The organism is Paenibacillus tritici (genome assembly GCF_018207515.1).
Lineage (GTDB): Bacteria > Bacillota > Bacilli > Paenibacillales > Paenibacillaceae > Paenibacillus_AQ > Paenibacillus_AQ tritici.
In genome coordinates, this window is record NZ_CP073365.1 from 5,108,872 (window position 1) to 5,128,920 (window position 20,049).

The 20,049-nt window shown below is 55.9% G+C and carries 12 protein-coding genes; 1 reads left to right on the forward strand and 11 read right to left on the reverse strand.

Going from position 1 to position 20,049, the window contains the following annotated elements:
• Positions 1-142: 142 nt before the first annotated feature.
• The 8 genes from KDC22_RS22240 to KDC22_RS22275 all read right to left on the reverse strand — a co-directional run bounded on the left by KDC22_RS22240 (position 143) and on the right by KDC22_RS22275 (position 14,424).
• Complete coding sequence (locus KDC22_RS22240) at positions 143-1,681, reverse strand: hypothetical protein (RefSeq protein ID WP_211720342.1); 1,539 nt, start codon at positions 1,679-1,681, stop codon at positions 143-145.
• 64 nt (positions 1,682-1,745) lie between these two features.
• Positions 1,746-4,481: an FAD-dependent oxidoreductase gene (locus tag KDC22_RS22245; protein ID WP_211720343.1), complete on the reverse strand. Its 2,736-nt coding sequence runs from the start codon at positions 4,479-4,481 to the stop codon at positions 1,746-1,748.
• 18 nt (positions 4,482-4,499) lie between these two features.
• Positions 4,500-5,336, reverse strand: coding sequence for a carbohydrate ABC transporter permease (locus tag KDC22_RS22250; protein ID WP_173129818.1), 837 nt, complete (start codon positions 5,334-5,336; stop codon positions 4,500-4,502).
• 2 nt (positions 5,337-5,338) lie between these two features.
• A complete protein-coding gene (locus tag KDC22_RS22255) occupies positions 5,339-6,325 on the reverse strand; it encodes a carbohydrate ABC transporter permease (RefSeq protein ID WP_211720344.1) in 987 nt (328 codons plus the stop codon).
• A 51-nt stretch (positions 6,326-6,376) separates the two neighbouring features.
• Complete coding sequence (locus KDC22_RS22260) at positions 6,377-7,888, reverse strand: ABC transporter substrate-binding protein (RefSeq protein ID WP_211720345.1); 1,512 nt, start codon at positions 7,886-7,888, stop codon at positions 6,377-6,379.
• A 306-nt stretch (positions 7,889-8,194) separates the two neighbouring features.
• Positions 8,195-11,530: an alpha-mannosidase gene (locus KDC22_RS22265; protein WP_211724138.1), complete on the reverse strand. Its 3,336-nt coding sequence runs from the start codon at positions 11,528-11,530 to the stop codon at positions 8,195-8,197.
• A gap of 828 nt (positions 11,531-12,358) precedes the next feature.
• Entirely contained in the window at positions 12,359-13,627 is a 1,269-nt protein-coding gene (locus tag KDC22_RS22270) for a LacI family DNA-binding transcriptional regulator (RefSeq protein ID WP_211720346.1), read from the reverse strand.
• Positions 13,628-13,908: 281 nt separating this feature from the next.
• Complete coding sequence (locus KDC22_RS22275; RefSeq protein ID WP_173129830.1) at positions 13,909-14,424, reverse strand: hypothetical protein; 516 nt, start codon at positions 14,422-14,424, stop codon at positions 13,909-13,911.
• 251 nt (positions 14,425-14,675) lie between these two features.
• Here KDC22_RS22275 and KDC22_RS22280 point away from each other — a divergent pair, with 251 nt between their 5' ends.
• Entirely contained in the window at positions 14,676-15,686 is a 1,011-nt protein-coding gene (locus KDC22_RS22280; protein WP_211720347.1) for an ABC transporter substrate-binding protein, read from the forward strand.
• A gap of 84 nt (positions 15,687-15,770) precedes the next feature.
• Here the strand turns inward: KDC22_RS22280 and KDC22_RS22285 are convergent, their stop codons facing one another.
• The 3 genes from KDC22_RS22285 to KDC22_RS22295 form a co-directional block, all read right to left on the reverse strand.
• Positions 15,771-16,796: a Gfo/Idh/MocA family oxidoreductase gene (locus KDC22_RS22285; protein ID WP_211720348.1), complete on the reverse strand. Its 1,026-nt coding sequence runs from the start codon at positions 16,794-16,796 to the stop codon at positions 15,771-15,773.
• Positions 16,797-17,017: 221 nt separating this feature from the next.
• Entirely contained in the window at positions 17,018-18,373 is a 1,356-nt protein-coding gene (locus KDC22_RS22290; RefSeq protein WP_211720349.1) for a glycoside hydrolase family 30 protein, read from the reverse strand.
• Between the two features lie 27 nt (positions 18,374-18,400).
• Positions 18,401-20,032 carry a type 2 periplasmic-binding domain-containing protein gene (locus KDC22_RS22295; RefSeq protein WP_425517070.1) on the reverse strand — a complete coding sequence of 544 codons (1,632 nt, stop codon included), beginning with the start codon at positions 20,030-20,032 and terminating at the stop codon, positions 18,401-18,403.
• Positions 20,033-20,049: the final 17 nt, after the last annotated feature.

A 20,049-nucleotide genomic window follows, 5' to 3' on the forward strand; every position in this document is an offset into this window, starting at 1 on the left:
CAAAACCAAAAGACAAAAAACCAGCGATCCCAATAACGGGAATCGCTGGTTTTTTAACGTTTGAAGCTTTTGAGAAATTTGATAGCTGAATGGTCAGTAGAATATTTACTTTAGGACTGCTCTTCGCTGCCCGGTTATAATTCTACAAGGCGTCTCCTGCAACCAAGAGCTCAAAAACAGAGCCTGCGGCAAACAGCGTTCCATTCTTCGGCTTAAACGTAACGGAGGTCACGGCGGCGTTGTTCTTCCACCGGCCGCCGTACAAGGCCAGCCGCCCGCCGGAAGCGCCGATCAGGGACAGAATATGCTTATGCCGGTCAGTGTCGGCATGCCGGACAATGGCAAGCGCTCCGCAGCCGTACTGCCCGGCTTCCGCTTCGCCGCCAGGGATAACCCCGATTTCATTATCGCTTTGCAGCGCCGTCTCATGAGTATGCTCACTGGCTGACGCCCGGCGGACAGCATAGCTGGCAGCGGAAGCATCACCGTTCAGCTCCATCAGCAGCCGGTCCTCTTTCCCGGCGCCATTGGTTCTGGCAACGGCCACCGCCCGCAGTCCTACAGCTCCTGCCGGAACCTGGAGCGTAACGGAGGCTTCGCCGGAGGCGGATACAACATGCCGGGCAGCCGGTACTTCAGATTTATAGGCGCTGATGATCGACCCGGGCAGATAATATTCCCCGCCTATGCCTGGGAAGTAATGGAGGTGATTCAGCGCGTCCGTGTTCCTTCTGCGGCCGTTCTCCTGGCTGACCGGATAGAAGACCTCTTCAAATTCGGCATGCTGGCTCATCCACGGCTTATGGAAGACGGTACTCCGGTACTCCGGGTACATGACGACCAGATTGCCGAAGGAATCCGCAGGGGCTGCAGCGGCGGTTGACCAGCCCACCCGCTTCTCCGTGAAAAATTCATCAATGATTTTATTGTCCGCTATCCCCTCACCGCCCAAACGCTGAATGGGATAATTGGCGGAGACCGTATCATTATTAAGCTGCTGATAGACCCGGTCGCCCTGACGGGTGACCAGGTTCTGGCTGGATCTTAGATGCATCAGCAGGAGCAGATGATTGGCATCTGAAGGCAGGGTGCCAAAGGTGAATTTCTTCGACCGTTCGTCAGGCAGACGGTCCGCAGCCAGCCGTGCCTCATCTACCGCATACAGAGTCACAATAGAACCGGCCGCCCACTGGTTGACGCCGCCGGGAACATTCTGCCAGGGCCGCAGGGTAATGGAACTGATAGCCGCCGTGCTCTCCCAGGCCCCCGAATGACGCTGCAATCTTGTCTCCAGGGAAGAGCCCATCGTCTGCCATAACTTCAGGTTGTCGGTGCGGAAGGCAAACGGAAACAGCAGATAGCCGCCTCCGTAACCGGCAGATGCCGGAGGAACGTCCACACCCTGTGCCGCATTAATATTCGTAGTGCTTACTGTTGTTACTGCCGAGCCGGCCGCCGTGAATTCCCTGCGGTTATAGTGGCTGGCCGTATCGCCATTCAGAATGACCTCGCAGAATCTGCGCTCGGTGTAGGTCTGCGCGGCGTTCACCTCAACTACCAGATGGCGCGTGCCAGCAGGCACGAGGCTGGCCAGGGAAGTGAAGGTTACGGCAAGCTCCGGTGCACTCTCCACCCGGATTTCAGCAATACGGACAAGCGGCAGTGCAGAAAGAATAGTCATGAATAATCGCTCCTTTGGATTATAGGATGGATAACTTATGCTTGCTTGTTCAAAAACAGACTGCTTAGTGATCCGGCAGCCGGGCAGCAGCGGCCAGACCGGCGGTTATCTGGTCGGCAATGAAGGTATCCTCTGGATTCAGCCCGCTCCCCGCTTCCCCCGATAAGCCTTCCGGCCATACGTCATCCGCAATATAGGCAAGCGCAGCAGTATCAGGAATCCGGCCCTGCCAGCGCAGCTCTCCTACTGCCGGAACCATCAGCAGCTCACCTGAAGCTGCTGTACCGGCAGCTTCCTCCGGCCAGCGGATATCGAGGTATGCCTCCTCCGGATAATAACCCGGCCGCAGCCGCAGGAGCAGCCGGGAGGCGGTCCACAGCCAGGGGCTCCAGCGCCCGTCTGCCTCCTGTCCGAACGGCTCTGTACATGTGAGAACTGCCGTCAGCGTTCCCGGTGCCGCAGGGCGGGTATTCCCGTATCCACCCGCAGCCGGAACTAATTCTCCCGCATAAATGATGCAGCGCCCGTTCTTTGTAGCGAGCTCAACTACCTTACGCTCCCCTTCCTTCCATGACCCCAGGGTCCTGGCTTCATATAGGACGCTTACTCCGGCTTCCTCCAAGAAACGGTCTGCTGCCAGTTGTGTCCGTACAGGCTCCAGCTGTGCACCGTTCCACGCCCCCTCCCTACGGAGCAGGCCGATCAGCCTGCTGACCGCATGATCCTCCTGTTCTTTTGCCCCTTGGAAGGCAGTGACACGGCATCTCGTAACCTCTGTCAGCAGGGCACTGCCAGGCGCAAGCAGCACCACGCGCTTGCCGCGCAGGCCCAGGGCAGCCGCACAGATGACCGCTGCTGTTCCCGCACCGATGACTGCAAGGTCGAAGGTTCCAAGCAGCGGGACAGCGGACTCCTTGTCCAGCGTACCTGCTGCACTGCCGGGAATAAGGCGGGCAGCCGCATTGCGCACATACCCTCTTGAATCCGAGACTGAGGCTGCGGCAATATTCATACTCACCTTGTCATCCTCCCCGGCCTGTGACAGAAATGCGGCGGCCCTAAGCTCCAGACTCCAGCGGAGCGATTCAGGCCGGTCGCCGTGCATCCGGTAATCCTCCCCCAGTCCGGCGGACCCCAGCCAGGCCTTAACCGCAGCCGCCGCTTCTGCTCGCTGCTCCCTGCTTAGGAGCGGCAAGACGGAAGACAAGTAGTCCAGCAGAAAAGTGCTGTGCACAGCACCCGGCTGTTCCGCGAGGGCAATAACGGCCTCCTTCAGCCCGGCAGGGCTTCTCAGCATACGCAGGAGGACAAATGAAGCGACCCAGAAAGGCACACATTTCGGATGATTGCTGAGCTTGTTGCTGTCCCTTGCAGCTATAAGGCCAAGCAGATAAGGCACAGGCTCCTCCCTGCCGAGCATCGCCAGAGTAATGGCTGAGCAGAAGGCGGCACCGGCAGCCTCATCTTCAAGCTTGCCGGCCAGTAACGGGATGATCTCCGGGCCGCCGGCTGCGGCTGATGAACGGCCCAGCAGCCAGACCGCCTTCCAGCTCTCTTCCGTCCCGAAATATCCGGCAAGCTGCTCACTATACCTCACGGCCTTGTCCGCATCCAGCTCCAGACCGGCCAGATCCCCCTGCCTGAAGCGGAGATTCCGCCCTGTGCTCCGCTGCAGATCTTCTTGCTCCAGCACGCCGCGCTCTACCAGCCGCTTCTGCAGCAGGGAACGGTCCAGTTGCCGGGGGGTGCAGTCCGCCTTCAGGCTTAACGCCGCTGCTACCCCGGCCGCTTCCCCGGTTTTGTGCATATCCTTCTGCATCCGTATCCCCATACTGACATCTCTTTCCGCTGACAAGGCACGCCCGGCCACCAGCAGCCGCTCCAGCCCTTTTGGCAGCAGCGCCCCATACGGAATATCGCACCAGAGCCCCTTGACGAACAAGCCCATGACTGCAATCCACAACTGGCTGAATTCACTCTCATTGCCTGTATCGAAGCCGTGATTGTCGAGATGAGAATAACTGCGGGCGATAACCTCCGGGGAGGGCCGGTCTTCGATGTAATCCCGCAGCACAATGGTTGCGTCCCCTTCAATAAGTCCGCCTTCCCTCACACCGAGCATAGAGGAGACGGCGAAATAACGCGCCCCCTGTTCACCTCCTTGCCTGACCCACTCCCTGCCGCGGATGAAGGCTCTCGATACGTCCCACGGATCATAAGGGTCTACCCAGCCGGCATCCAGATTGTCATAACCAATCTCGCCGTCCAGGACTCTGCGCGGGATGAACGAATAGTTATGATAGATGCCGTCCAGTTGACGGCCGTGCCGGAGCTTGCCGCCGGCCATGCGCACCAGATGGGCGTTGCCGGTGCTGTCGATGGTAACCCCGGCGCGGACTTCAAGCGGCCCGGCAGGAGTCAGAAGGCGCACACCTGCCACCCCGTCTGCTTCCTTGATCACCTCATAGACAACAGAATCCAGCCACACCCCGATTCCTAGGTCGCGGCAGAGGGCTGCAAGCACCACCCGCTTCGCGTCTGGATGGAAGCCCTTGGTCTTCCCGCCGAAGACTGCGGCTGCTTCTGCAGTCCTGCGGTCGATCCCTTCCTGCAGCCCTCCGGGAGACCCGTAGTAATAACGGTGGATTCCTCCCCGGGTAGCGACTCCGCCGAGTGCGGTATCGCTCTCAACCAGAATAACCCTGGCGCCTTCTTCGGCGGCCGCAATGGCCGCCACACAGCCGGCTGTTCCTCCCCCAACAACAAGCACATCCGCCCGCACGGCTTGTAACTGACTCATGCCCACACCTCCCGTTGCTTAGCCTTTGATGGAACCGGCCAGACCTTCAATGAAATACCGCTGCAGGAACAGGAATACGATGATAATCGGTACAACAGACATGACTGCTCCCGCCGCCAGTCCGGTCCAGTCCACGCTATTGGTCCCGAAGAAGTTGTACATGCCGACCCCCAGCGTACGGAGCGACGGCTTGCTTAACGTAAAGGTCAGCGGGACAAAGAACGCATTCCAGGCCCCGATGAAGCTGAATATAGTCACCGTACCCAGGATCGGCTTAGACAGCGGCAGCATAATGCTGAAGAACATACGGAAGTAACCGGCGCCGTCAATCGTGGCGGATTCCTCCATCTCTTTGGGCAGCGAGGCGAAATAGCCGACGAACAGCAGGATCGATACGATCTTGGACGGGCCGGACTCGGCCAGGATGACTCCCATCAGCGTATTGTTGAAGCCCAGTCCGACGATCAGCTCGAACAGCGGAAGAATCGTGAAGCCTTTGGGCAGGAACATCGAGATGATCAGCATCGTCATAATCAGCTTTTTACCAGGCATGGCGCCTCTGCCCAGCGCATACCCCGCCATCGAGGTAATTACAAGCACAAGCATGACTACCGATGCAGTGACAATAACCGAGTTGAAGAAGTATTGATAAAAGTTAGCCAGCTCCCAGGCCCGTACGAAATTATCGAAGGTCGGCTCTTTGGGGATAATGTTAATCCCGCCCAGGAACATTTCGCTTTGCGACTTGAAGGAGGAGGAGATGATCCAGATAAACGGATAACTCCAGATTAAGGTGAAGCCCAGCAGCAGGAGCTGGACGGGCAGTTGTCTGAGCAGACGGGTTAGCCGATACATGGTTACTCCGCTCCTTTCGTGCCGGATCTGCGGGCATATTTGCCGGTCAGCGCCTGGATAATGACTACTACGAGAACCGCCAGACTGAACAGAATGCCTGCAGCCGAGGCAAAGCCGTACCGGGAAGAGCCGCTCTCCGGCTCGAATGCATAACGGAAAATATAAGTCTGGACTACATCGGTAGCTTTGACAGGGCCGCCTTCGGTCATCGTGCGGACCAGATCAAACGGATCCAGATTGTTGATAAAAGTGAGCAGCGTAATTACAAGGCCAATCGGTGCGAGCATAGGAATGGTGATACGGAAAAAGCTCTGTATCCTGCCTGCCCCGTCAATTTTGGCCGCCTCATACAGCTCAGCCGGTATTGTCTGCAGCCCCGCAAGCCAGTAAATCATCGGTGTGCCGAAGCTTTTCCAGACCGAAACAGCCAGCAGTGTGGGCAACGCCAGAGCAGTAGATCCCAGAAAGTTAATCGGCTCGCTTATGATACCGGTGTTCAGCAGCATCTCGTTGACTGCACCGCCCAGCGGATTCAGCAAAATTGAGAAAATAACACCGATAACCGCCGTTGTTGAGATCACAGGCACAAACAGCAGCAGCCTGTAGATATTCCTCCCCGCCAGAAACTGGTTATTAAGAATCACCGCCACGACAAGCGCCAGCGGCATCTGGATCAGGACATGAGTCAGTGCGAAGAGGAAGGTGTTCATAAAAGCGTTCCAGAAGCCCGGATCGGCGGCCACTTCCCGGAAGTTGCCCAGACCTATGAAATCTGTCGGCCAGCCGATGCCATCCCAGTTGAAGAACGAATAATACCAGCTTGCGAGCATCGGCCATAAGGTGAAGGCGGAAAAGAACACCAGCATCGGCAGCACGAACAGGTAATGATAGCGGTGCTTCTTGATTTGTTTGAACAGCTCCGCCCTTCTGGAGAACGGAGCCTTGCCGGCGGGAGCAGGAATCGTCTGCTGCGGTGTGCCGTAGCCCATAATGTATTCACTCCTGTCTGTTCTATAGGGTTTCCGGACCCTAAGCAGCGCTTATTCGATGATATAGTCCTGCATAGGGTCCCAATCCGGGTACTTCAGATCCTCTCTGGAGAAGGTAATACCGCCGTCATTAGCCATCTTGATCTGCTCATCAATAACCTTGTTGGCCTTGGCATCATATTCCTCTGCGAGCGGAACCGGGTCTTCATTACTCATGACCGCCTTCAGGAAAACCTCCTGGATTTTGGGCTTCGGCATCGCGTCGCTGATGTTCTTCGAGAACTGGTCATAGTTCTGGTTGTTGGTATTCACCGCCGGTGCCATCCTGATCGTCTCATCCATCACCTTCACCATTTGCTGCATATCTGCCGACATCTCAATGCCTTCCATAGCTGCCGGCATCAGCACCAGCTCTTTGGCATATTCATAATTCGCCCGCTCGAACTCTTGCGAGCCCAGGAAGTCCAGCACCTTCCACGCCGCTTCCTTCACCTTCGACTGGGAGCTCATAGCATACCGCGGCTCTGCAATCGTTGGTGTATCCCGGTATCCGCTGCGGCCCGCATCCGGAACCGGCGCTGCCGCAATGCCCATATCCATGCCTTCGTTCAGCTTGCGGATTTCCTCCGCCTGCCAGGCTGCGCCGATGAACATCGCCACGCGTCCGGCTGCGAACTGCTGATGCATCTGCGCTGTATCCCAGTTCTCCCAGCCCGGCGCCACAATCTTCTGTGCGTTCAGCTGGCGCAGGATCTCTACCACCGGTGTCGCTGACTTCGCCGAGAACTGTCCGCTCTTCAGGTTGATGATGGTATTGCCCTCGTATCCGATTACACCGCCTTCAAGCCCGGACCCCAGGCCGGACACGCTTAATCCGAACACCGCCGGAGCCTTGCCCATCATGGCAAAGCCGTATACCTGCCCTTTGCCTTCCTTCGTTATCTTCGTTGCCGCTTCCACGAATTCGCTGTGTGTCTTCGGGGGTTCACTGTAGCCGTACTGCTCCAGAATGGCCTTGTTGTAATACAACGGTCTTACTTTATCGAAGCGCGGGTCGCGGACCGGGACACCGATGATCTCCCCGTTCACCCGGGTCTGGCTGGTGCGGCTGAAGGAGCCTTCCGGGAACCGCGCCAGGAACGCATCATCCATATAGCTGTCCAGCGGTTCCACCCATTTGTTGTCGTAGACGGTTCTTGCCTGCGGCTGGCCGCCTTCGATGAAGAAGATATCCGGGCCTTCATTGGCGGCAAAAGACAGCTGAAGCGCATTGTTATACTGCTCCGTCGGGTTGGCGATGACCGTCACTTTGACGTCTGGATTCGCTTTCATGAAAATGTCCATTTGTTCCTTGTAAAAAGCCTCGTCCCCGGGTCTGGCTGAGACCATGGAGAAATTAACCTTCTGCACCACAGCAGCAGTAGCTGCAGGCGTGGCCGATGAACCGGCCGGAGCCGCCGTGCCGCTGCTTCCCGCACTGTTATTGCCGCCGCAGCCGGCAAGCACTCCTGTCAAGGCAAACATCGTGGTCAGCGTTCTCATCCATGAACGTTTTGTTGTCAATTGCATACACTCCCCTTTGGTAGGCTCGGTGATTGATGGAATCATTCTGTATCCTTACAGCCTTATTGTAGCAAGTACCGCAATTTCAGCGTATCCCATCCTTCTACGAACAGGGTGGATATATCTATCCACTTGATACGGTACGCCAAGTAGCAACGGCTATGCCGTCCCTTTAACGGGCAGCAACTGTTTCAGTGAGAAATAGAAGGATAAATTATCATGCAAAAAAGCAGTGTTTGCCCTGACAGGCAGACACTGCTTTTTTTATAGAGTAGACACGTATAGTGTACCCCCTCGAACGGCCACTCAGGCAAAGACAATATGCACCGTATGAATCTCATACGGTTTAAAATCAAGGCGGATCGCCGGTCCGTCCACCGCTTCTGTCTCCAGCGGGCGCTCCATCAGATCGCGCAGCTGCCAGGAGACGGCGGAATAATCGCTGCTGACATTCGCTGTGCAGCGTGTTCCTGTATACTCATGCAGCCTGACAATACATCCGCTGCCATCCTCCGCCAGCTTGACGGCATCGACGGCAATGTTCGGGGCATCGCAGGTGATGAGGGATTTGCCGCTTCCGGCGGCATATCCTCCTTCTACGTCCAGGAGCGGATGATTCAGCGCCCAGGCCTCCTGCACCGTTCCCGCTTCAGCCCAATCCCCCTGATGCGGAAGCAAGGCATAGGTGAAACGGTGCTCGCCCTGGTCGGCCAGCCGGTCCGGGCTGGTTGCTGATTTGATCAGCGACAGCCGCATCGTATGATCCTTAATGTCGTATCCGTATTTGCAGTCGTTCAGCAGGCTGACGCCATACCCCCGCTCCGACAAGTCGGCCCACTGGTGGCCTACACTCTCGAACCGTGCATAGTCCCAGCTCGTATTCCAGTGGGTCGGACGCTTCACATTGCCGAACTGGATATCATAGGTGGCTTCCGTTGCCCGCACGGCAACCGGGAATGCCGTCTTGAGCAGCTGGTGCTGTTCATGCCAGTCCACCAGCGTCTCGAAGTCCATCCGCGCGCTTCCGCTATAGACCTTGACCTTCTGGATAATCGTGGAATCCATGTACTTCCAGGTGAACTCCAGCACTGCCTGCAGCGGGCCGCATTCGGTCAGCTTGACGGAGCGCAGATCGGTGACCACCCGCATTTTCTCCTGATAATACAGATCAATATCCCAGGCATCGAACATCTTCGGCTTATCTTCAAATACCTGCAGCACGTTGCCGCATTCACCCGGTGCCAGCACCTCGCGTGCAGCGCTGCGGTCGAAGATCCGGCTAAGCTGACCAGCCTCATTCCACTCCAGAATATAGTGAGGAGTGGTTAATGTTGAATCCTGATGACTAAAGGGAACAGACTGCTCCCGGCTCTCTCCCGGTACACCGCCCGCCGTAGCTGTGATCACTGCACTGCCCATCGCCGGTACCGCAGCCGTCTCGACCAGCCAATGACCGCCGGAGCGCTGGGCTGGCAGGTAATTCCCAGCGGCATCTGTCCAGGTGACGTTCTCTGCGCTGTGAGGAATGGCTGCCAGCCTGGTGCCTGCAAAGAACGCACTGTTAAAGATCGTATATTCGGTCCGCAGCGGGGCATCTGCCGGGTCAGCAGATGAGGCTAGGCCGACAGGGCCAGCGTCCTCCGGCTCAGCAGATGGGGCGAGGCTGACAGGACCAGCGTTCTCCGGCTCAGCAGATGGGGCGAGGCTGACAGGGCCAGCGTTCTCCGGCTCAGCAGATAGGGCGAGGCCGACAGGGTCAGCGTTCTCCGGCTCAGCAGATAGGGCGAGGCTGACAAGCCGCGCAGCCGCAGCATCCCTTGCCTCCAGACCAAGCTGCTCTGCTTCCGCATATTCCACCCGTGAATCCTGATACACCTCATGAATCGAGGAGCCGGGAATAATATCGTGGAACTGGTTGCGCAGAATAATCTGCCAGCCTTCCAGCAGCGATTCCACAGGATATTGTGTGAATCCGCCGCTCTCCGCCGCCCATAGCATTTGCAGCCACTCCGCTTCACGGTACAATAGCTCCAGCTTGCGGTTCATTCTTTTATTATAGGCCTGGCTGGTATAGGTCCCCCGGTGATACTCCAGATATAGCTCCCCGTCCCAGGTATGCACATATTGATCGGTGCCGTCTATGGTTTCATGGAGCCGTTCGAAATATTCCGCCGCCCGCCCCGTCTTCACCTGGGGAAGACCCGGCATCGTATCCAGCCGCCGCCGCATCTCCAGCATCTCGCGGTTGACACCGCCGCCCCCGTCCCCGTAACCATAGGACAAGAGCAGTTCGCGGTTCAGGTTCTTGTCACGGTACTGGTCCCATATGCCCTGCACAGAGAAGGGCTCGATCAGGCCGTTATACGTATAATACCAGGCACCCGATTCAGGCCCCTCCGGTGTGGTGATGAAATGGGTCAGCACCTCGCTGCCGTCAATTCCTCTCCACTGGAACGTATCATGCGGCATCCGGTTGTATTGGCTCCAGCTGATCTTCGTCGTCATGAAGGTGTCAATACCCGACTTGCGCAGAATCTGCGGCAGCGCCCAGCTATAGCCGAACACATCGGGCAGCCATAAATATTTGCAGTCCACTCCAAACTCCTCGCGGAAAAACTTCGTCCCGTACAGAATCTGGCGCACCAGTGACTCCCCGCTGGTCAGATTGCAGTCCGCTTCCAGCCACATCGCCCCTCCGGCTTCCCAGCGCCCTTCCTCCACCCGCTCTTTAATCTGGCTATAAATCTCCGGGTAATCCTGCTTAATATACGCATAGAGCTGAGGCTGGGTCTGCAAAAAAACGTATTCCGGGAACTGCTTCATCAGGCGCAGTACGGTCGAGAAGGAGCGCGCCGCTTTCTCGCGGGTGTGGGTAAGCCGCCATAACCAGGCCACATCAATATGTGTATGGCCGATGGCTGTTACCGTAACCGGATGCTCCTGCTCCAGCCGGGCCAAGGCTTCCAGCAGGCTCTTCTCGGCCTCCTGGACGGAAGCATAGAACTCAGCACTTCCGGGTCTGGACCAGTCCAGCATATTGAAGGCGCGGTTCAAGGCCATCAGCAGCTCTTGCTTCTCCACCTGGCTCTCTTGAAGCTGCTTGAAGGTGCCGATCGCCGCTCTGCCGGTATAATACAGATTGTCAGCCGATTCATCCAGATAAGCCAGCTCTGCCCGCTTGATTTTGTGTTCCTGGGGAATCAGCTGGCCGTCCCCGTTCAGACCCGACCATAAGCGGAAGGTGAAATCCAGCTCCCTGCCGGCCGCACCGTCTTCAAGAAACACCTCCTGATGGTTCGAGTCCACCCCCTGATACGGCTTGCCGTCCAGGAACAGCAGAGATTCGAACCCGCTGTTGTTGCCCCCGCCCGTGCGGCCGAAATCGAACAATCCTACAATACGTCTGCCCTGCCAGTCAGCAGGAATCGTTATTTTCCTGTGCAGCCACAGATAGACATCACTGCCGGTCCAGTACTCCCCCGTCCGCAGCTTCTTCTCTCCTGCAAGTGTGGAAGGATAGACACCGTTCTCCCCCTCCAGATCCTCAGTAACCTGCCATTCATCAAGCGCGATCCGCTCACGGTACCGGTAACCCTCCAGCTCTCTCAACCGTGCGGCCAGCTTCTCTTCTGTCCAGAACATCTTCATTCTCATTCTCCTCCCATATATAACACGTGTTATTAAATGAGCAAAAGGAAGGTGCTGACTTGCACCAGATGTGCACGTTATGCCCGCTTCCGGCCGATTGAGGTACACTTCTGCTCCTCATTTCCGCCTGATGCTCGCTTTTGCCGGATTGAGGTGCACTTCTGCTCCTCATTTCCTCCTGATGCTCGCTTTTGCCGGATTGAGGTGCACTTCTGCTCCTCATTTCCGCCTGACGATCACTTTTGCCGGATTGAGGCGCACTTCTGCTCTTCATTTCCGCCTGACGATCACTTTTGGCGGATTGAGGTGCACTTCTGCTCCTCTTTCCCGCCTGACGCTCGCTTTGGCCGGATTGAGGTGCACTTCTGCTCCTCATCGCCACTCCCAGTCCACTTATTGGCACTTTCAGTGGGATTTATCCCTTTCATTTCTGCTTCCAGCCCACTTTCGGCACATTCAATGGGATTTTTCCCTCTCATTTCCGCTTCCAGCCCGCTTTCGGCGCATTCAGTGGGATATATCCCTCTCATTTCCGCTCCCAGCCCGCTTTCGGCGCATTCAATGGGACTTATCCCTCTGAGTTCTGCTTCCAGCCCGCTTTCGGCGCATTCAATGGGACTTATCCCTCTCATTTCTAGTTCCAGCCCGCTTTTGGCGCTTTCAGTGGGATTTATCCCTTTCAGTTCCGCCTTTAGCCTAATTCCAGAGGATCCCCTCCACCTAAGAAGGGGGTGGCACCTAGCAGACTATAGTAGCTTCAGTCCATCCAGCAGCGGCTCCTGCTGCAAGGCTAGAGTTGCTGCCACCGTGCTTCAAGCGCGTTTACGCGCTTTCTCCTGCCCGTAGTACCGCAGGCAGCCAAATTTTGTCCACCTGTTCTTTGGCGCCATCCCAGTCCACCTGTACTCTCGCGCCGTCCCTGTCCACCTGCACTCTCTCGCTGCTCCCGTCCACCTGCACTCTCTCGCTGCCACCGTCTACTTGTACTCTCTCGCTGCCCCCGTTCATCTGCGTATGCAGGCAGCGCACGGCCTCCTCTCCCATACTGACGTATGGAATTTCTACGCAGCTTAGGGACGGCAGGCTCAGCCGATGGCCTTGAATCGTATTATCTGCCGCCATTAGCCGCAGGTCTTCACCAATCCGCAGGCCCAGCTTATGAGCCGCGCGGTACAGGTCGGGAATCGCACTCGACCAATTGACCAGGAGCGGCGCATAGGGCTGTCGAGTATCCCGCTCCAGCTCCTGACGACTATCCCGCTCCAGCTCCCGATGACTATCCCGCACCAGCTTCTGACGACTATCTCGCACCAGCCCCTGACGACTATCCCGCGCGAGTCCCTGCCCGCCATCCGGCGCCAGCCTCTGCAGGCACTCTGTCCATCCATCGCCATGTTCCTCCAAGCGAATCACAAGCGGCTCGAATCCATGTGCGCTGCACCAGCCCGTGTAGGCCTCGCGCCGGTTCCGCTCCGCCCAGTTATCCTCTTCAAGCTCATGGTATACCTCGGCGTAGACCGGCCCCAAGTGCTGTGGTGTACCCTCCCGCATTAAATAATTCAAAGCGGTCTCCACACTGCCTGAATAATCAGCGAGTACTGAGTACACCCCGGGTACCTCGGCATATCCCTCGACGGAGACATAAGGGATTCCGGCGCTATTTATGCGGGATGCCCACTCCTCATCCTGGTAGCTGGTATGATCCAGGGTCACAATCCCGTCGATCTTTCGACGATGATACAGCTCCAGCAGCTCGGCCCTGCCCTCAGCGTTCCCCTTATGGCGCGGCGAGCAGAGCAGAATATGATACCCGCTCTGCTCACACTCCCGCTGCATGCCTTCCAGCAAGCGGGTGAACAATGGATGGCGGGTATCTCCATAAGCGGCTAACGTCATGCTTCTTCCAGTCTTCATGCTGCGCGCTCCGGCGTCCACATGGTAGTTCAGCTCCCGGATGGCTTCCAGCACAGCTTCGCGGGTATCTGCTCCAACCCCTATGCCCGGCGTATTATTCAGCACCGCAGAGACTACACTGCGCGACACTCCCGCCCGCTTAGCTACATCAAAGCTGGTTACTCTTTTTTTGCCCATATTAGCACCTCGGAGAGATTATAACACGTGTTATAAAAATTTGTATAGCGCTTTCTTCCAGCCAGTCTTATATCCTGCCTTATATCCGTTCTTATATCCGTTCTTATATCCCGGTGGAAGAAATTCATCAAGCAAAGCATACCCAAAAGAATGCCCCGCAGCCATGAATAATCAATCATTCATGGCTGCGGGGCACCCGCGTGCTGTCCATAGAGGAGACCTTCCTGAAGCATCGGTCCTGCTTCCTTTGTGTGCGCTACTCTCTTCTGCTTGGCAGCTGCTTATTTCTGCAGCTCCTGATCCTTTTCCTTCAGCAGGTCAGCGTATTCTTCCTTATATTGCTCCAGCTTCTGCTTGAGCTCGGCATTGCCGGGACTCGCTTTCAGCAGACTGCTGGTAGTCAGGATATTACTGACAACGGAGTCAATCCTGGCGTCGATCAGCTCAATTTTGCTTTTGGACACATTCAAGGCAGGATCAGGTGTACTCACCGGCACAGGACCGACCAGGGAGCTCTTCTCGTCGGATAACGGAGGGGCCGATCCCTTTTTATCATCCAGACTGATCGTTTTGCCCGCTACTGTTACCTGGAATCCGGCCAATTCGCCGATTGCACGAACAGGCGCATAGCTTTTGCCGTCAATGACGATGGCCGAATCGGCCAGCTTTTTGCCGTACACCTTCACGATATACTCCGCCTGAATGGCCTTTCCTACAAGCGTTGCAGAAGCGCCCAGCGCCTGCGCACCCACCATCAGTATCGCTCCGGCAATGAATCCGGCCGCAATCTTTTTCATAAGAAATTCACTCCCCGTAGAAGACTATAACTATCATTCTATCATCTTACAGCCGCCAATGCTGTCATTTGCTAATAAATCAGCTTATACCGGATTTTTCCAGCAGACTGTTGATAGAAAGAGTAAGACGCCTTATCCGTCAGATCAGGCAATCTTGAGGATTGACAACTCTCTTGTTCCTCTCTATTATAATTAAATGAGAATGATTATCATATTCATTTAAGCCATAAAACACCCAAGGAGCCTCACCTATGCCAACTATCAAGAAATTGTTTCTTCCGTTAACCCTGCTTCTCTTGGCATTCATCCTGGCCTCCTGCGGCCAGCCGGATAACACGACAACCGCTGCTCTAACTGCCGCCGCAACAATTGAAGCAACCGAATCTCCTGCGGCCAGCCCGTCTGCGGCGGAAGCTGTGGCCACAACGCGGACGTATACGGATTACAAACAACGGAAGGTCGAAATTCCCGCCAATCCCCAGAACATCGTGTATGTCGGCAGCAATCCGGGTGATCTGCTTGCGCTTGGGGTCAAGCCTAAGGGAGCTTCACTTAGTGTCATCGGGACACAGGTTGCTTACCCCGATCTGCTCGAAGGTATTGAAGATATCGGCTATCCTTTCTCACCTGAGAAGATCCTTGCCTTATCCCCGGACCTGATCATCTTCGACGACTGGGACGAAGCCGGGATTGAAGCGTTAAGCCAGATTGCACCGACCGTGGTTGTTGGACTTGACGGCACCTTCCCGACCGAAGAACGTGTCCGTCAAATCGCTGAATTGTTTGACCTTACAGCACAGGCGGATACCTGGTTCAATAATTATTATGCGAAGGTTGCCTCCGTGAAGAAGCAGCTCAACCTGACGGAAGGCGAAACCGCAACCTCTCTGCTGGTGCTTGGCTCCGACCTGTACATCATGGGCAACAAAGGCTTGAACGAAACGCTGTACGGTCAGCTCGGATTCAAGCCTGGTGAAGGCGTGCAGAAGCTGATTGATGCCAATGAACGGTTCGCAACTATCTCCGATGAGGTACTGACGCAATATATAGGCACGCATATGTTCATCCTGACGGACACCAGCAGCAAGACGGTTACGAGACAGACAGCGCTTATGGACAGCGGCCTATGGCAAGCTATTCCTGCCGTCAAGGAAGGCCGTGTGTACACGCTCGACAGCAAGTATAACTTCGATGACCCGATCACGCTCGACCGGCTGCTGGATGAAATCGCGGATATTTTTAGCAGCAAGGGCACCCAGTAAGCTTCTAACCGCGATCTGAGGAAAAGGGATGCCCCGGGCCATACGACGGCTGCGGGGGCATCCCTTTGGTATGAGTAAACCAGCTTAGCTTGAAAATCTTGCAGCTTCTTCTCTCTGCGGGCCAAGCGCTGACAATATCCGTCCGCACAGCTCCATCGTCTGTACATTATCCCGTCCGCTGGAGAGCGGTGCTTGCCCCTTCCGGCAGCAATCCATGAAATGCTCCATTTCCCCCACAAAACCGCGAAGGTATAAGTCCCTAAGGCCGCCGGACATTGCAGATGCCGAAGGTGACAGGACGGTATCCTCTTCAGCCAGCGATTGCCAGGGCAGTGTGCTACCAGCGTATGATCTATGGATCGTGAGTCTGTTCATCTCATCAGCCGCGGCAAAGCCTTCGTCAAACGTAACCAGCACACTCTCGCTCTCCCTGGACCAGGCGCTCATGCCGGAGAAATAGATACTGCCCACCACACCGCCGGCACACTTCATGGAGAGGCTCATCGAGATATACTCCCCGCTGCTGCCTGACATGCCTGACACCTGAATAACCTCCCCGAACAAATAACGGATCAGATCAACCATATGAATAGCCGCAAGCTTAATAAACTGTTCCTCATCCTTGCAGAAGGGGGTGCTGTCCACTGCGAATTTCACCTGAAAAGATCTGGCGGCACCCAGACTTTTCTGGTCAATCAGCTGCTTCAAGTTCATATAGACCGGGGCATACCGCTTCATAAAGCCTACCATCAGGACAACCCCGGCTTGCTCCGCAGCCTCTGCCAGCCCCAGCGCCTCCGCTGCATTCCAGCCCAGCGGTTTGTCTACATAGACATTTTTGCCGGCCCGGAGACAGTCCAGCACAAGTGAAGGCTGATCCCCGGGCTGGGCCACAACCACAACTCCGTCACAATCTTCATTCTCCAGCATGGCCGTATAATCCTCATAAGGTCTGCCGCTGCTGCCAAAACGCTGAAGCGCCGCTGCCGAACGCTCCATACTGCGGGTTGCAACGGCCTGAATCTCCGCCTTCGCTTCCACCGCCGCAGGATAGATATTCGTGGCGGCATGGAAGCCTGCCCCGATGAAACAAAGCTTGGTTGTATTCACTGGCTGAATCACTCCTCTTGGCATATAACTTCGTATTTGCCTTCATCTTAACGCAGACGGCCGCCTAAAAAAAAGGACAGGCGTCCTATCCCTAGGAGTACCTGTCCTTGTCCTTGTCTCAGTCCTTATCCTTGCCCTTATCCTTGCCCTTATCCTTGCCCTTATCCCTGTCCTTGCCCTTATCCTTGCCCTTATCCCTGTCCTTGCCTCACTGTTGTCCCCTATACCTGCGTCTCACTCAGCTTCAGCGAAACCGCGCTTTTCGGAGCCATGGAGAAGGTCAGCATCTCTTCCCCCTGAAGCTTCACGGCTACAGTCTCTTCCGCTTCTCCATCGTTGAACAAGACTACCGCAACCGATCCGTCCCTGTTGCGGAAGGCAACGGAGCGCAATTGCTCATGGCTGGCGGTGGTCCCGAGGCGCAGCGCCCGGGGCCGGATGACTTTGCTGAAATGGGCCAGCGCATAGTAGTCCAGGGTATACGTAAGCTCCCTGGTCTGCTGGTTGACCGTCACCACCCCGCGGCAGGTGCTTTTGCCGAAGCCGGGAACAGCCGGGCCGTTCTGTTCATCCAGCGCCATATTCCAGAGTACGAACGACTTGCTGTGATTCCGCAGGATCTCTATTCCTGTACGCATCACGTTGGAGAATGCCTGCTCAAATGGCGGAATCCACTCCCCGCCGGAGCCTTCGGTGAAATGCACCTCTGTATCCGGGTAAGCCGCCAGCACTTCCGATTGTGCGGCCGGAGCGCCGCCGTACCAGTGCCAGGCTACACCATCCACTTCGGCTTCGGCCTGCTCAAGAACAGTCAGCGAATAGTCCGGCCGGTCCCAGTTGTGATCGTAGCAGAAGATCTTCGTATTCAGCCCGTGCTTCCTGAAGCTTGGCTTCAGCTCTCTCTGGATGAACTCCAGCTGCTCCTCCGGCAGCATCAGCATACTCGGATAATGATGCGGTTCGTAGAGCGGCTCATTCTGCACGGTAACGGCGTAGACAGGCAATCCGTGAGCCGCGAAGGCCTGAATATAGCGGACAAAATAATCGGCATACACCCGGTAATTCTCCGGCTTCAGCTGCCCGGCGATCATCGAGCCGCTGGTCTTCATCCAGCCCGGTGCGCTCCAGGGCGAAGCCATCAGCTTGATCTCCCGATTCAGCTTCAGCGCCTGCTGTAATAACGGAATAATGTCTGCTTCATCATGGGCGATCGAAAAGCGTTCCAACGAAGGATCGGTCTCCTGTTCCGGCAGATCATTATAGCTGTAGACCGATCTGGCATAATCCGATGCCCCCATGGGATTCCGCAGGAAGGACAGGCCGATGCCCTCCTGCGGATGAAAAAGCTTGCTCATGACCTCTGTTCTTTGTGCTTCGTCAAGCACCTGATGGATCAGATAGGCAGCCGAATCGGTGAAGGATGCCCCGAAGCCATCCATCTCCTGATAAGTCTGGCCCGCATCAATCTCAACGGTGACCGTAACCGCTTCAGCAGCTATCTGCGGCGGCTCTGCTGCGGATTTTTCCACAAACAGCTCATCTTCTCCGCTGGACTGATACATGATAATATCCCGCATGTTCTTTTCCTCCCTCCTGCGCCTCGCTTATTGAATGCCCAGCTTCTCCTTGTTGGCCTTCATCTTGCCGCTGCGGACCTCCACGATCTTATCCCAGCCGTTCTTATCCAGGAAGGCTTTGTACTCAGCCAAGGTATTGTCAAAGGACGCGTCGTCCTTCGCACGGATCATACTTACCATGGAGGTGTTCCAGTTGGTATTGATCGCGCTCAGGCCGCGGGCATCTGCCGTCCCCTGATCGGGATTGATATTCTCCAGGATGAAATGCGGCTTCAGCTTGCCTTTGCCCCATTCCTGCATTTGCTTGATCGATTCAGGGAAGGCATCCTTGCTCAGCGCTTTGTGGCGGTCATGTCCGAAGAACATAAATTCACCCATCCGGTAATCCTTCTTGAACTTATCCGCATTGTTAAGCTGCAGATCCTTCACTTCCGGCATCAGTTCAACCGTTCCGTCAGCATTGGTCTTGTAGGTCACGCCTTCAACCCCGTAATTCATCAGCTTCTGTCCCTCTTCGCTCAGCAGATACGTGAAGATTTGGATCGCCTTGGCCGGGTCCTTGCAGTCTTTGGTGATGTAGCTGATCATCCAGCCCGTAATACCGGATTGATTAAGGGTAGGCTGATGTCCTACTGTGCTCTGCGGGCCGTCGATGGCAATATACTCTTTTCCCGGATTGGCACTCATGAAAATCTGCAGGTTCCCGCCCTGCTGGGGTGTACCATCGAGCAGCATTGTGGCGTATTTACCGGATTTCACCTTTTCCTCAAACCCTGTGCCGTCATCTGCGAAGCTGTCATCACTGATCGCCCCGTCTCTGTAAGCCGCATTCAGCGTCCGCAGCCAGGCCAGATAATCCTCATCCAGATTGCGGTTGTAGAACTTGCCGTCTTCGGTCTCCAGCGGAACCCCGATGAAGTCCTGCAGTACATCCCCCAGCGAGCCGGTACCCTCCCCAATCGCATTGAAGCCGAAGGGAATCATGTCCGGGAACTTGGCCTTGATCTCGCTCAGCACCTGCTTGAATTCTTCCGGGGTCCCGAAGGACGGGCTGCCCAGCGCCTCATAGACATCCTTGCGGATCACAAAAGCCGTCTTAGCCGGAATGTTACCGCTGTCATAATCGGCCTGTGTATTGGAATAGTTAGGATAGCCATAGGTTTTGCCGTCCTTCAGCTGGAACCAGTTCAGGGTGTCGGCAGCAGCCACCTTGTTGAAATACGGATCATATTTCTCAGCCAGCTCGTTCAGCGGTAGCGCCCAGGTAGCGGCTTTTTGCACAACCGGAGAATTCGAGTCAAAGATCGTCAGCAGATCCGGCATATCGCCGCCTGCGAAGAAGGTGTTCAGCTTGGTATCGTCCCCGGTAATGAACTTGATATTGATGTTCAGATCCTCTTTGATCTTCTTGGTTACAACATCCTTGCCGAAGTCCGTATTCCACCAGTCCGCGTTGACATACCAGGTTAATTCTGTAGTCTCACTCTTCTTATCCAGCTTCCAGGCCGGGGTCTCCGGGTCTGCTGTGTAGCGGTCTTCAATCGACACCTCGCTGGCTTTCTTGGAGCCGCCGTTTGAACTGCAGCCTGCCACAACCAGCATAGCCGAGAGCAGGAGCAGCGCGAGCTTCAGACTCTTTTGACCCGGGAACTTCTTCATCTTAATCATTGATATAC